This is a genomic window from Spirillospora sp. NPDC046719 (assembly GCF_040645715.1).
Classification (GTDB): Bacteria; Actinomycetota; Actinomycetes; order Streptosporangiales; family Streptosporangiaceae; genus Spirillospora.
In genome coordinates this window covers 22,465-35,145 of record NZ_JBEYYT010000055.1, presented here as the reverse complement: position 1 = coordinate 35,145, position 12,681 = coordinate 22,465, and the positions used below count along the sequence as shown (strand labels likewise).

Genomic DNA, 12,681 nt, shown 5'->3' with positions numbered 1-12,681 from the left:
CCCGGCGCGGCCTCGCCCGGCGCGGCAGCACCGTCCTCGCCAGCGGCCTCAGCGGGAACCCCGCCGACGTCGCCGCCCAGATACGCCGCCCGCACCTGCGGGTCGTCCAGCAGCTCCGCCGCCGGCGCCGACCGCACGATCCGGCCCGTCTCCAGCACGTACGCGCGATCCGCCAGCCGCAGCGCCTGCTGCGCGTTCTGCTCCACCAGCAGGATCGTCGTCCCGCGCCGGTTGATCTCCTCGATGATCGAGAAGATCTGCTGCACCAGCATCGGCGCCAGCCCCATCGACGGCTCGTCCAGCAGCAGCACCTTCGGCTTCGACAGCAGCGCCCGGCCGATCGCCAGCATCTGCTGCTCGCCGCCCGACATCGTCCCCGCCGCCTGCGAACGCCGCTCCGCCAGCCGCGGGAACAGCTCGTACGCCTCCGCCAGCTCCTTGGAATGGTCGTCCTTGCGGGCGTACGCGCCCATCAGCAGGTTCTCGTGCACCGACATGCCCGGGAAGATCCCCCGGCCCTCCGGCGCCTGCCCGATGCCCGCCAGCACCCGCTTGTGCCCCGGCATCGACCCGATGTCGGCGCCGTCGAAGAACACCGACCCCGACGAGCAGGACCGCAGCCCCGAGATCGTCTTCAGCGTGGTGGTCTTCCCCGCGCCGTTCCCGCCGATCAGCGAGACGATCTCACCCTCGTCCACCTGCAGCGACACGCCCTTGAGCGCCTCGATCTTGCCGTAGTGGACGTGCACGTCCCTCAGTTCAAGAAGCATCGGCCGGAGCCCCCAGGTACGCCTCGATCACCTTCGGGTCGTTCTGCACCTCGGCGGGCAGCCCGTCGGCGATCTTCTGTCCGAAGTCCAGCACCGCGACGCGGTCGCTGATCCCCATCACCAGGCCCATGTCGTGCTCGATCAGCAGCACCGTCCGGCCGCTGTCGCGGATCTTGCGGATCAGCTCCATCAGCGCGTTCTTCTCCGCCGGGTTCATCCCGGCGGCCGGCTCGTCCAGCAGCAGCAGCTTCGGGTCCGTCGCCAGCGCCCGCGCGATCTCCAGCCGCCGCTGGTCGCCGTACGGCAGGTTCTTCGCCATGTCGTGCGTGCGGTGCGACACCCCGACGAAGTCCAGCAGCTCCCGCGCCAGCGCCTTGCCCTCGCGCTCGGCCCGCCGGTGCCGGGGCAGCCCGAACGTCACGCTGATCAGCCCGGCGTTGTGGTGCGCGTCCGCGCCCACCTGCACGTTCTGCTCCGCCGTCATGTTCGGGAACAGCCGGATGTTCTGGAACGTCCGCGCGACGCCCCGCTTGGTGACCTGGTACCGCTTCAGGCCGTTCAGCCGGCCGCCCGCGAACCTGATCTCGCCCGCCGTCGGCCGGTACACCCCGGTCACCGTGTTGAACACCGTCGTCTTGCCCGCGCCGTTCGGCCCGATCAGCGCGAAGATCTCGCCCTCGCGCACCGTCAGGTCCACCGCGTTCAGCGCGACGACGCCGCCGAAGCGCATCGTCACCTGCGACAGTTCGAGCAGTGCGCCGCCGGTCTTGCCGCCCGCGGCACCGGACACCTCGCTCATCTGCTCCCCACCTCGGCCTCCGAACCGGACGCGGTGTCGATCTCCGCGCCCAAATGGCCCATCCCTCCGCCGCCCTCGGCCATCTCGGCCTTGCGCTGTCTCGACGGGATCAGCCCCTCCGGACGGAAGATCATCATCGCCACGAGGATCGCGCCGAACGCCAGGTCGCGGTAGTCGGCCAGACCGCGGAACCGCTCCGGCAGCCACGCCACCAGGAACGCCCCCACGATCACGCCCGGGATGTTGCCCGCGCCGCCCAGCACCACCGCGGCCAGGATCGTCGCCGACAGCAGGAACGGGAAGTTCGCCGGCGCGACGTAGCTCGTCTTCGCCGCGAACACCACGCCCGCCGCCCCGCCGATCGCCGCGCCCGTCGCGAACGACAGCAGCTTGAACTTGAACGTCGGCACGCCCATGATCTCGGCCGCGTCCTCGTCCTCCCGGATCGCCGTCCAGGACCGCCCGATCCGGCTCGACTCCAGCCGCTTCGAGAAGATGATCACGACCACGATCACCGCGACCAGCAGGTAGTAGTACGGCCGCGCGTCCCTGATCTTGTACGTGAACAGGTCCACCCCGGCGAACCACACGCCCTCATGGCTCGGCGGGTGCGGGATGTTGTTGATCCCTCGCGTGCCGCCCAGCCAGTTCGTGTTCTCCGCGACCTTCCGGACGATCTCTCCGAAGCCCAGCGTCACGATCGCCAGGTAGTCGCCGCGCAACCGCAGCGTCGGAGCGCCCAGGATCACCCCGGACACCGCCGCCAGCACGATCCCGCACGGCAGCAGCGGCCAGAACCCGATCCCGTGCTTCACCGCCATCGTCGCCATCGTGTACGCGCCGATCGCCCAGAACGCCACGTACCCGAGGTCGAGCATCCCGGCGTACCCGATCACCACGTTCAGGCCCAGCGCGAGCAGCACGTAGATCCCGATCGGATAGAACAGGATCGTGGACCACGCCGACTCCGGCGACATCACCGGCGCCAGACCCTCATACGGCAGGAACAGCGCACCGATGACCAGCAGGACGTAGACCGCCCAGCGCTCCCACCCAGGTGCCCCGTCCCAGTGCGTGCGGACGGCCTCCAGGGGGCCGGTGAACGCACCGCGCCACCCCGCCGTGTTCGCTGTCTTGTTCGTGTTGTCGCTCATGCGCGCGCCTGCTGGAGGGACTCACCGAGGATGCCGGTGGGACGGAACAGGAGGATGACCACGAGAAGCGTGAACGCGATGACGTCCTTCCACTCGGAGCCGAAGATGGAGCCACCGTAGTTCTCGATGAGCCCCAGCGTGAACCCGCCGACGAGGGCGCCCCGCAGGTTCCCGATGCCGCCGAGCACCGCGGCCGTGAACGCCTTGATGCCGAGGATGAAGCCGATGTTGAACATCGTCTGCTGGTAGAGCAGCGCGAAGAAGAAGCCCGCCGCCCCCGCCATCAGCCCGCCGACCACGAAGGTCACAACGACGACCCGGTCGATGTTCACCCCGAGCAGCACCGCCGTCTCGGGGTCCTGCGCCGTGGCCCGGATGCCGCGGCCGAGCTTGGAGGCGTTCACGAACCGGTCCAGGACGACCATCATCACGATCGCCGCCACGAAGATCAGCAGCTTGTCGTTGCGGACGTCCCCCGAACCGATCGAGAACAGCGTCTCCTTCTTCAGCAGGTCCGGCACGTGGATCGGGTCGCGGCCGCCGCCGTGCCCGAAGAAGTGCGGGATCACCGTCGTCGCGAACAGCTCCTGCAGGAACAGCGACGCGCCGATCGCCGAGATCAGCGCCGCCAGCCGCGACGCCCCCTTGCGGCGCAGCGGCCGGTAGGCGACCAGCTCCAGCAGCAGCGCCGCCCCGCCCGAGGCGACCATCGACGCCACCAGGCACGCCAGCAGCACGCCCACCAGGGCGATGCCGGTGTAGGGGCCGTTGTCGAAGCCGACCACCTGGATCAGGGTCAGCCCGCCGAACGTGCCGATCATGAAGATTTCGGAGTGGGCGAAGTTGATGAGCCGGAGCACGCCGTAGACCATCGTGTAGCCGAGCGCGACCAGCGCGTAGATCGAACCGACGGTCAGCCCGTCGACCGTGTTCGCCCAGAACTGGGATGTGAAGTCGTGGAGCACAGAGGGTTCCTCAAGAAAGGGGGGCGGGAGCGCTGTGGCGCTCCCGCCCCGCGCCGGAGGACCGGCGTCCGTCCTGCGTCGTGGCGGGCCTAGCTCACTCGGGCTTGACCTTGGCGGCGTCGCCGAGGAACTTCAGCTTCCCGCCGACCACCTGGAACATGTAGATGGTCTTGACCTGGATCTCGCCGTTCGCCTCGAACTTGACCGGCTTCGACACGCCCTGGAAGTTCACCGTCTTGAGGTAGTCGTTGACGTCCTTCGTCGAGGTCTTACCGGCCTTGAAGGCGCCCAGGATGGCGTTCGCGGCGTCGTAGCCCTCCGCCGAGTACGTGCCCTGGTCCTTGTGGAACGCGGCCTTGTAGTCGTTGATGAACTTCGCGACGGCCGGGTTGTCGGCCGTCGGGTTGATCGACTGGCACGCGCACGAGACCAGCGCGCCCTCCGCCTGCTTCGTGCCGGCGCCGTCGACCAGCTTCTGGTCGAGCGCGCCGTCGTCGGAGACGAACTTGGCGGTCACGCCGCCGTCGCGGAGCTGCTTGAGCAGCTTGTCGCCGCCGTTGTAGTACCCGCCGAAGAAGATCGCGTCCGGCTTGGCCGCCTTCACCTTGTTGACGGTGCTGGAGTAGTCGGTCGCCTTCGGGTCGATCTTGTCGCGCTGCGGCGTGACGCCCTGCGCCTGCACCGTCGAGAACACCTTGTCGGCCAGGCCGACGCTGTACTCCTGGTTGTCGTCGATGACGAAGACCTTCTTGGCGGCCAGCGTCTTCACGATGAACTCGCCGTCGACCTGGCCCTGCGCGTCGTCGTTCGAGATCAGCCGGTGCCAGAACTTCCAGCCGTTCTTGCCGAGCGCGGTGGAGGTGGCCGAGGGGGAGATGTTCGGGATCTCCGCCTCCTCCAGGCTCGGCACCGTGGCCTTGGACTCGCCGGAGAACACCGGGCCGACGACCGCGGTGACGTTGTCGTCGATCGCCTTCTGGACCTGGCCTGGCGCGACGGCCGGGTCGCCCTTGGTGTCGTAGATCTTGAACTTGACCTTCTTCTTCGGGTTCGTCGCGTTGTACTGGTCGATCGCCAGCTTCACCGCGTTGGAGATGTTGATCCCGAGCTCAGGGGAGTTGTCGCCGGTCTGGACACCGATGTAGGCGATCGTCAGATCCTTGCCACCGCCGCTGTCTCCCGAACCGCAGGCGGCGGCGCCCAGCGCCATCGCCGCTCCCAGCGCGATAGCGCCGGTCACCCTCATCCTGTTGCGCCGCAAGGTGCCCAACCTTTCACATCCGGATCCGCACCGGATCGGGTACGAGTCATGCCCCGACGCCGACCGCTCCCGGGAGGAGATATCGGTCACTCGGGGACCAGCTATGTCGTACACCGTGGACCCGACCCAGATCAGCACCCCCGGATCGAAGGGTTATTGGTTCGTTACGCCCCCGTGCCCATCGGTTCCCCCGTTTTGCCAGGCACGATTACGGAGCGTGCCGACCATGGCCGGTCCGGCACGGGCGCATTGGACCTTGACAACGCGCCGGATGACAGTGCAGGCGGTCAGCCTGCGGAGGGCTCGCCCTCGCCGTTCGCGGCACCGCCCGCGGTGCCGGTGGCGCCCGCCACCACGGCCTCCGCCACGGCCCTCATGGTGAGCCTGCGGTCCATCGAGGTCTTCTGGATCCACCGGAACGCCTCGGGCTCGGACCAGCCGTTCGCCTCCTGCAGCAGCCCCTTCGCCCGGTCCACCACCTTGCGGGTCTCCAGCCGCTCCTGCAGCCCCGCGACCTCGGCCTCCAGCGCCCGCAGCTCGGTGTACCGGCTCACCGCCATCTCGATGGCGGGCGCGAGGTCGGTCTTGGCGAACGGCTTGACGAGGTAGGCCATCGCGCCCGCCTCGGTGGCCCGCTGGACGAGCTCGCGCTGGGAGAACGCCGTCAGGATCACCACCGGCGCGATCCGGTCCGCCGAGATCCGCTCCGCCGCCGAGATGCCGTCCAGGACGGGCATCTTCACGTCCAGGATCACCAGATCGGGCTTGAGCTCGCCGGCCAGCCGGACCGCGGTCTCCCCGTCCCCGGCCTCGCCCACGACCTCGTAGCCGTCCTCCTGAAGCATCTCCTTCAGGTCCAGCCGGATCAGGGCCTCGTCTTCCGCGATCACAACTCGCCGAGCGCTCTCCACGCGCACGAGCCTACCGAACCCGCTACCCTGGTCACCGTCACCCCTCCCCCAGGCTGCCTGGGGGTCAATGCCACAAAAAATGTCCAGTTTATCCGGACAAATGCCCCGATAGCCCAATGGCAGAGGCAATGTGCTCAAACCACATCAAGTGTGGGTTCGAATCCCACTCGGGGCACTTCTTCCATAACGGCCAGGTCTGACATCACTCGGCACAACGCGACGTCGAGCCCCCGAGGACGCCTACGCGCTTCTTCCAGATGCCGCTCGGCCGCGCCGGCTCGCCGACCGTCAGGCCACCGAGCCCCTATGGCGAGCCGCACGGCACGGCGGCATCAATGCAGGCTTGTGGCGATTTGCACCCGGCGACACTCGGCGTCCTTCCGCCCAAAGACTCGATCATGTGCAGGCCCGCTCACACTTGGCAGCACGAACCGCGTCGCGGCCCCCACACTCACCGAGAGCTCACTGTGTGAGATCGATCCGAAACTGTCGGTGGCGGATGCGACAGTGCCGCCATGCTCGACGAAGAGATCGTCCGACGAGCCTGGCGGCTGAAACAGCAGGGTCTGACAGATCACGCCGTGGCCCGCGCCTGCGGTGTTTCCGTTGGCGCCATCCGCAAGTGGCGCTCCGGGAGCCGGCGTCCCGAACTCCACCCGGACCGCCCAGGAGGCAAGCAGCCCAGAAGCGACTGCCCTCGGTGCTCCGATCAGCCTTTAGACAAGCGGCAATACGCCTACCTGCTCGGTCTTTATCTGGGCGATGGCCATATCGCCCGGCAGGCCAAAGGCGTCTACAAGCTCGAGATCGCCTGTGCTGACGCCTGGCCCGGTCTCATCGACGCCGCCGCCCAGGCGGTGGGCTCCGTATTGCCCGGCTCCCGCGTCGGACGCCGCCAGAGGACCGGCTGCACCATGGTCGGTTCGTACTCCAAGCACTGGCCGTGCCTGTTCCCCCAGCATGGGCCTGGGCGCAAGCACGAGAGGAAGATCGAACTCGCCGGGTGGCAGCGAGAGATCACGGATCAACGCACCGAGGAGTTCGTCCGGGGGCTGATCCACTCGGACGGTTGCCGGAGCATGAACCGGGTGCGGAGGCCGCTCCAGGACGGGGATCGGTGGTACGAGTATCCGCGCTACACCTTTACGAACGTCTCGGTGGACATCCAGTGGCTCTTCACCGACGCGCTCGATCGGCTCGGGATCGCGTGGACGCAGATGAACGCGAAGAACATCTCCGTGGCGAAGCGGGAGGCGGTGGCTCGGCTGGACGAGTTCGTGGGGGCCAAGTATTGATGGTTGACGTGGTGGCCGGAGCGTCGTGCAAATGAGACCCGGCGGTGATCAACGCCTGGGGCGGCGCGCGGCCGGCCGGGCCGGCCCTTGCGGGTCGGCGGCCGGTCGGCGCCGGGTCAGTGGCCCTCGCCGATGTTGAGGACCTGGAGGGCGTTGGTGGAGCCGGGGGTGCCGGGGGGCGAGCCGGCGACGACGACGACCTTGTCGCCCTTCTGGCAGCGGCCGAGTTCGAGGAGGGCCTGCTCGACCTGGCGGAACATGGCGTCGGTGTGGTCGACCTGGGGGACGATGAAGGTCTCGACGCCCCAGACGTGCGCGAGCCGTCCCCGGACGGCCGGGACCGAGGTGAAGGCGAGCAGCGGGATCGGGGAGCGGTAGCGGGACAGGCGGCGGGCGGTCTCGCCGGACATGGTGAAGGCGGCGAGGGCCTCGGCGCCGACGATCGCGCCGACCTCGGCGGCGGCGCGGGCGATGGCGCCGCCGACGGTCTCGGGCATGCGCTGCAGGGTGTGGGTGGCGTGCAGGGTGGCCTGCTCGGCGGTCTCCACGATGCGGCTCATGGTGCGGACGGACTCGATCGGGTACTGGCCGACGCTGGTCTCGCCGGAGAGCATGACGGCGTCGGCGCCCTCGAAGACGGCGTTGGCGACGTCGGAGGTCTCGGCGCGGGTGGGGCGCGGCGCGGAGATCATGGATTCGAGCATCTGGGTGGCGACGATGACGGGGCGGGCCTTCTCGCGGCAGAGTTCGATGGCGCGCTTCTGGACCATCGGGACCTGTTCGAGGGGGAGTTCGACGCCGAGGTCGCCGCGGGCGACCATGATGCCGTCGAAGGCGGCGACGATCTCGGGGAGGAGTTCGACGGCCTGCGGCTTCTCGATCTTGCCGATGAGGGGGACGCGGACGCCCTCCTCTTCCATGATCTGGTAGCAGATGTCGGCGTCGGCGGGGGTGCGGACGAAGGAGAGGGCGACGAGGTCGACGCCGAGGCGCAGGGCCCAGCGCAGGTCGGTCTCGTCCTTCTCGGTGAGGGCGGGGACGCTGACGGGGACGCCGGGCAGGTTGAGGCCCTTGTTGTCGGACACCATGCCGCCGACCGTGACGGTGGTGCGGACGCGGGGGCCGTCGACGGCGGTGACCTCGAGGGCGACGCGGCCGTCGTCGATGAGGACGGTGTCGCCGGGGCCGACGTCGCCGGGCAGGCCCTGGTAGGTGGTGGAGACCTCGCGGCGGGTGCCGGGGACGTCCTCGGTGGTGATGGTGAACTCGTCGCCGAGCGTGAGGCGGACGGGGCCGTCCGGGAACCGCCCGATGCGGATCTTGGGGCCCTGGAGGTCCGCCAGGATGCCGACGCCGCGTCCGGTGGCCTCGGCGGCCGCTCTGATCCGGTGGTAGACCTCTTCGTGGACGGCGTGCTCGCCGTGGCTCATGTTGAGCCGGGCGACGTCGATGCCGGCTTCGACGAGGGCGTGGATCTGCTCCGTGCTGGAGCAGGCGGGACCGATGGTGCTGACTATCTTCGCTCGACGGGTCACGTCACAACCGTACTTAGTTACCCGTTGGTACGGATATTCGTGCAGGATGCGGTCGCCCAAGGTTCACCGAATGGTCTAGGTCAGAGGTCTAGACCATGGCCGCCCGGTCACCGTCCGAAGGCGTCGACGGCGGCCTGGCCGAAGGCCTTGAGATCGCCGGGCTTGCGGCTGCTGACGAGCACGTTGGGGCCGGCCTCGCAGACCTTGACCTCCTCGTCGACCCATGTCGCGCCGGCGTTGCGCAGGTCCGTCTGGAGGCTGGGCCAGGACGTCATGGTGCGGCCCCGGACGACGTCGGCCTCGATGAGCGTCCACGGCCCGTGGCAGATGACGGCGACGGGCTTGCCGGCGTCGAAGAACGACCTGGCGAACGCGACGGCCTTGGGCTGGGTGCGGAGGAAGTCGGGGTTGGCGACGCCGCCGGGCAGCAGGAGGCCGTCGAACTCGGTGTGGTCGGAGACGTCCACGGTGGTGTCGACGGGGAAGGTGTCGGCCTTGTCGAGGTGGTCGAAGGCCTGGAGGCGGCCGGACTGGGTGGAGACGAGGCGCGGGGTGGCGCCGGCCTGCTCGACGGCCTTCCACGGTTCGGTGAGCTCGACCTGCTCGGTGCCCTCGGGGGCGCAGAGGAAGGCGATGGTCTTGCCCTGGAGATCGGACGGCATGTTCTGTTCCTCCCATTCGGTTCTTCGCGTCCTCTGCCCGGGGAGGCGGGTGGTATGCAGGGGTGATGAATCCCACGGGCTATCGCGAGGTCCCCGAGCGCGGGGCGGGTTTGGTCTGCTCGTGGACGGCCGCGCTGCCGGCGGGCGCGGAGCCGTTCGTGCAGCGGGTGGTGCCGGACGGGTGCGTGGACCTGATCTGGTCGGCGGACGGGATCCAGGTGGCGGGCCCGGACACGGGTCCGATGCCGGCGGCGCTGCGTCCGGGGGCGGAGATGGTGGCGGTGCGGTTCGGGCCGGGGGCGGCGCCGCCGGTGCTGGGGGTGCCGGCGGACGCGCTGCGGGACGGGCGGGGGCCGCTGCGGGACCTGTGGGGCGGGGCGGCGGACGAGCTGGCGGACGCGGTGGCCGGGGCCGGGTCGCGGGAGGCGCGGCGTGCCGTGCTGGTGGCGGGCGTGCGGGCGCGGGCGGCGCTGGCGGGGCCGGTGGATCCGCTGGTCCCGGTGGTGGTGGCGGGGCTCGCCGGCGGGTCGGTGCGGGAGGTGGCGGACGCGGTGGGGCTGGGTGAGCGGCAGTTGCGGCGGCGTTCGCTGGCGGCGTTCGGGTACGGGCCGAAGACGCTGCAGCGGGTGCTGCGGTTCCAGCGGGCGCTGGGGTTGGCGCGCTCGGGGATGGCGCTGGCGGACGTGGCGCAGGCGGCGGGCTACGCCGATCAGCCGCATCTCGCGAACGAGGTGCGGGCGCTGGCGGGGGAGCCCGTCCGGGCCCTGTTGTGAGGCGGACGCCGCCGGGTGCGTGGGGAGGGCGTCCGCCGAGGCCGGGCCGTGGGGCGGGGGTCAGGGTTTGAGGCGGCCGTAGGCGCGCAGGGTCTTGAGCCGTTCGACGGTGACGTGTCCGCGCCATTCGGGGCGGGTGGCGGGGGTCCAGGTGAGGAAGCGGATGTCCCAGCCGCCGTCCTCGTCCTGGGCGTCGATGAGGGCGTCGAGCGCGGCGTCGACGGCGGTGTCGCCGAGGAGGCGGTGCCCGTATCCGCCGGGTGCGGGGGCGAAGTCGAGGGGGTCGTGGTGGTCGCTGCGGGCGCGGTCGGCGAGGGTGTCGCGCAGGCGGGTGAAGGCGGCTTCGGCGCGGGCGCGGTCGGGCACGTGGTCGAGGAAGGCGAGCAGGGCGAGGACGTCGTAGGGGCCGGGGTCGGCGGGCGGGTCGTCGAGGTGGCGCCAGCAGAAGGCGGTGGCGGTGTCGAGCCAGGGGTGGCGTGATCGGGCGCGGTGGAGCCGGCCGGCGAGGGCGGCGGTGGGGTTGATCGCGGCGGGCGGGTCGTCGGGGGTCTGCCACCAGGGCGCGTGGGGGGCGTCGTGGACGGCGGGCAGGACGAAGGGCACTCCCCCGTCCGGGGTGGTGATGGCGGCGAGGTGGGCGGCGATGCGGTCGACGGCGGGGTGGTCGTCGGCGCCGGCCTCGTGGAGGACGTCGAGGGCGTGCTGGGCGGCGGCGGGCTGGCCGGCCTCGCCGCGCAGGTCGGGTTCGAGGGCGTGGCCGTAGCCGCCGTCGGGGTTCTCGTAGGCGGCGAGCGCGGCGAGGAGGGGTGCGGCGGGGGCGCCGTGGAAGTGGAGGTCGAAGCGGCGGCGGTCGATGACGCGGGCGTTGCGCCGCATGAAGTCCCGGGCGCGGGCGAGGTCGGTGGCGTTGAGCGTTCTCATGGGGCCTCACCGTAGGGCGGTGGGTGAGGCCGGTCTTGGAGGAATCGGACGCGGTGGGCCCGGCCGCCCCAGCGGTGGGCGACCGGGCCCCTGGTGTCCCGCGCGGGGATGGGGCGGGACGGTAGCGGACCCGTACGTTCCTCACAAGCGGATCGATCCGGATGACGGTGATCCGTTGGGCGGTTCGTGTGGTCTGCTGGGGCGATGAGCGATCCTCTGGACGAACATGACAGGGCGGCCGCCGCGCTGGGTCCGGTCGTGGAGGCGGCGGGGCCGTACCTGGACGGGCTGGCGGAGCGCCCGGTGCACGACCGGGCGATGGACGTCCTGCTGGACGAGTTGGACGGGCCGCTGCCGGAGCGGGGCGAGGGGGCGCCGGCGGCGGTCGGGCGGCTGGTGCGGGTGGGGACGGCGGCGGCGACGCACTCGTCCGGTCCGCGGTTCTTCCATTTCGTGGTGGGCGGGTCGACGCCGGCGGCGATGGCGGGCGACTGGACGGCGTCGCTGCTGGACCAGGTGGCGGGGCTGTGGCTGACGTCGCCGCTGGCGGCGCGGGCGGAGACGGTGGTGCTGCGCTGGCTGAAGGAGCTGTTCGGGCTGCCGGCGTCGTTCGGCGGGGTGCTGACGCCGAGTGCGACGCTGGCGCACGTGACGGGGCTGGCGTGCGCGCGGCAGTGGTGGGCGGACCGGCACGGGGTGGACGCGGCGTCGCGGGGGCTGGCGGGGCTGCCGGCGATGCCTGTGTTCAGCAGCGGGCTGGTGCACGTCAGCACGCGCAAGGCGCTGCAGATCCTCGGTTGCGGGCGGGACACGCTGCGGGTGTTCGCGCGCGACGACGCGGGCCGGGTGGATCTGGCGGCGATGGACGCGGCGCTGGCGGAGGCGGGCGGCCGGGCGGTGATCGTGGCGAACCTCGGGGAGGTGAACACGGGCGACTCCGATCCGGTCGCGGACCTGGCGGACCTGGCGGAGCGGCACGGGGCGTGGCTGCACGTGGACGCGGCGTTCGGGATGTTCGCGGCGCTGTCGCCGCGGACGGCGGGCCTGGCGCGGGGCGTGGAGCGGGCGGACTCGGTGACGGTGGACGGGCACAAGTGGCTGAACGTGCCGTACGAGAGCGGGTTCTCGTTCGTTCGCGATCCGTCGGTGCTGAGCCGGGCGTTCGGGGCGTGGGGCGCGGCGTACCTGCCGGAGGATGACGGCGACCGGATCAACTACAACATGCTGGGGCCGGAGTCGTCGCGGCGGGCGCGGTCGCTGCCGATCTGGGCGACGCTGCGGGCGTACGGGCGGGACGGGTACCGGGCGATGGTGGAGCGGCATCTGGACCTTGCCGAGCATCTGAGGTCGCTGGTGGAGGCGGCACCGGATCTGGAGCTGCTGGCGCCCGTGCGGCTGTGCGTGGTGTGCTTCCGGTACCGTCCGGCGGGCGTTCCCGAGGAGCGGCTGGACGAGTTGAACGCGCGGCTCGGCGAGGCGCTGCTCGCGGACGGCCGGGTCTATGCAGGCACGAGCCGGTACCGGGGGATGACGGTGTTCCGGCCGGCGCTGTTGAACTGGCGGACCACGACCGCGGACGTGGAGCTCCTGGTGGAGGTGCTGCGGGAGCTGGCGGTGCCGCTGGCGGGCTGACCG

12 protein-coding genes and 1 tRNA gene are annotated in these 12,681 nt (G+C 70.8%); 4 read left to right on the top strand and 9 right to left on the bottom strand.

Features of this window, described 5'->3' with window-relative positions; all coding sequences use genetic code 11:
• The 6 genes from ABZ914_RS13055 to ABZ914_RS13030 all read right to left on the bottom strand — a co-directional run.
• Nucleotides 1–770, bottom strand: a 770-nt coding sequence (locus tag ABZ914_RS13055) for an ABC transporter ATP-binding protein (protein WP_500193154.1), incomplete at its 3' end; no start/stop codon positions are given.
• Nucleotides 760–1,569, bottom strand: a complete 810-nt coding sequence (locus ABZ914_RS13050) for an ABC transporter ATP-binding protein (RefSeq protein ID WP_500193153.1) — start codon at nt 1,567–1,569, stop codon at nt 760–762. The genes ABZ914_RS13055 and ABZ914_RS13050, both read right to left, overlap by 11 nt.
• Entirely contained in the window at nt 1,566–2,723 is a 1,158-nt protein-coding gene (locus ABZ914_RS13045; RefSeq protein ID WP_500193152.1) for a branched-chain amino acid ABC transporter permease, read from the bottom strand. The genes ABZ914_RS13050 and ABZ914_RS13045 overlap by 4 nt, the downstream gene beginning before the upstream one ends.
• The gene (locus ABZ914_RS13040) at nt 2,720–3,688 is read right to left on the bottom strand and encodes a branched-chain amino acid ABC transporter permease (RefSeq protein WP_190862396.1); all 969 of its coding nucleotides are present in this window, start codon (nt 3,686–3,688) and stop codon (nt 2,720–2,722) included. The genes ABZ914_RS13045 and ABZ914_RS13040 overlap by 4 nt, the downstream gene beginning before the upstream one ends.
• Before the next feature lie 94 nt (nt 3,689–3,782).
• Nucleotides 3,783–4,934: a branched-chain amino acid ABC transporter substrate-binding protein gene (locus tag ABZ914_RS13035; protein ID WP_500193155.1), complete on the bottom strand. Its 1,152-nt coding sequence runs from the start codon at nt 4,932–4,934 to the stop codon at nt 3,783–3,785.
• A gap of 302 nt (nt 4,935–5,236) precedes the next feature.
• Nucleotides 5,237–5,866 carry an ANTAR domain-containing response regulator gene (locus ABZ914_RS13030; protein WP_347256922.1) on the bottom strand — a complete coding sequence of 210 codons (630 nt, stop codon included), beginning with the start codon at nt 5,864–5,866 and terminating at the stop codon, nt 5,237–5,239.
• A gap of 96 nt (nt 5,867–5,962) precedes the next feature.
• Here ABZ914_RS13030 and ABZ914_RS13025 point away from each other — a divergent pair.
• Nucleotides 5,963–6,035: transfer RNA gene (locus tag ABZ914_RS13025), tRNA-Leu, on the top strand.
• A 340-nt stretch (nt 6,036–6,375) separates the two neighbouring features.
• On the top strand, nt 6,376–7,155 hold the full coding sequence (locus ABZ914_RS13020) for a helix-turn-helix domain-containing protein (RefSeq protein ID WP_500193151.1): 780 nt from the start codon (nt 6,376–6,378) through the stop codon (nt 7,153–7,155).
• A gap of 116 nt (nt 7,156–7,271) precedes the next feature.
• On the opposite strand, the gene pyk is transcribed toward ABZ914_RS13020, so the two are convergent.
• The gene (gene pyk, locus ABZ914_RS13015) at nt 7,272–8,690 is read right to left on the bottom strand and encodes a pyruvate kinase (RefSeq protein WP_190862392.1); all 1,419 of its coding nucleotides are present in this window, start codon (nt 8,688–8,690) and stop codon (nt 7,272–7,274) included.
• A gap of 107 nt (nt 8,691–8,797) precedes the next feature.
• Nucleotides 8,798–9,352 carry a type 1 glutamine amidotransferase domain-containing protein gene (locus ABZ914_RS13010; protein ID WP_500193150.1) on the bottom strand — a complete coding sequence of 185 codons (555 nt, stop codon included), beginning with the start codon at nt 9,350–9,352 and terminating at the stop codon, nt 8,798–8,800.
• Nucleotides 9,353–9,417: 65 nt separating this feature from the next.
• Here ABZ914_RS13010 and ABZ914_RS13005 point away from each other — a divergent pair, with 65 nt between their 5' ends.
• Nucleotides 9,418–10,125, top strand: coding sequence for a DUF6597 domain-containing transcriptional factor (locus tag ABZ914_RS13005; protein ID WP_500193149.1), 708 nt, complete (start codon nt 9,418–9,420; stop codon nt 10,123–10,125).
• Nucleotides 10,126–10,185: 60 nt separating this feature from the next.
• On the opposite strand, the gene ABZ914_RS13000 is transcribed toward ABZ914_RS13005, so the two are convergent.
• Nucleotides 10,186–11,046: a hypothetical protein gene (locus tag ABZ914_RS13000; protein ID WP_500193148.1), complete on the bottom strand. Its 861-nt coding sequence runs from the start codon at nt 11,044–11,046 to the stop codon at nt 10,186–10,188.
• Between the two features lie 204 nt (nt 11,047–11,250).
• On the opposite strand from ABZ914_RS13000, the gene ABZ914_RS12995 reads away from it, so the two are divergent.
• Nucleotides 11,251–12,678, top strand: a complete 1,428-nt coding sequence (locus tag ABZ914_RS12995) for a pyridoxal phosphate-dependent decarboxylase family protein (protein ID WP_500193147.1) — start codon at nt 11,251–11,253, stop codon at nt 12,676–12,678.
• Nucleotides 12,679–12,681: the final 3 nt, after the last annotated feature.

What these genes read in the sequence shown, in the direction of transcription:
- ABZ914_RS12995 (WP_500193147.1), top strand. Translation starts at nt 11,251, where the DNA reads ATGAGCGATCCTCTGGACGAACATGACAGGGCGGCCGCCGCGCTGGGT.
- ABZ914_RS13000 (WP_500193148.1), bottom strand. Translation starts at nt 11,046, where the DNA reads ATGAGAACGCTCAACGCCACCGACCTCGCCCGCGCCCGGGACTTCATG.
- ABZ914_RS13020 (WP_500193151.1), top strand. Translation starts at nt 6,376, where the DNA reads ATGCTCGACGAAGAGATCGTCCGACGAGCCTGGCGGCTGAAACAGCAG.
- ABZ914_RS13050 (WP_500193153.1), bottom strand. Translation starts at nt 1,569, where the DNA reads ATGAGCGAGGTGTCCGGTGCCGCGGGCGGCAAGACCGGCGGCGCACTG.
- ABZ914_RS13005 (WP_500193149.1), top strand. Translation starts at nt 9,418, where the DNA reads ATGAATCCCACGGGCTATCGCGAGGTCCCCGAGCGCGGGGCGGGTTTG.
- ABZ914_RS13035 (WP_500193155.1), bottom strand. Translation starts at nt 4,934, where the DNA reads ATGAGGGTGACCGGCGCTATCGCGCTGGGAGCGGCGATGGCGCTGGGC.
- ABZ914_RS13010 (WP_500193150.1), bottom strand. Translation starts at nt 9,352, where the DNA reads ATGCCGTCCGATCTCCAGGGCAAGACCATCGCCTTCCTCTGCGCCCCC.
- ABZ914_RS13045 (WP_500193152.1), bottom strand. Translation starts at nt 2,723, where the DNA reads ATGAGCGACAACACGAACAAGACAGCGAACACGGCGGGGTGGCGCGGT.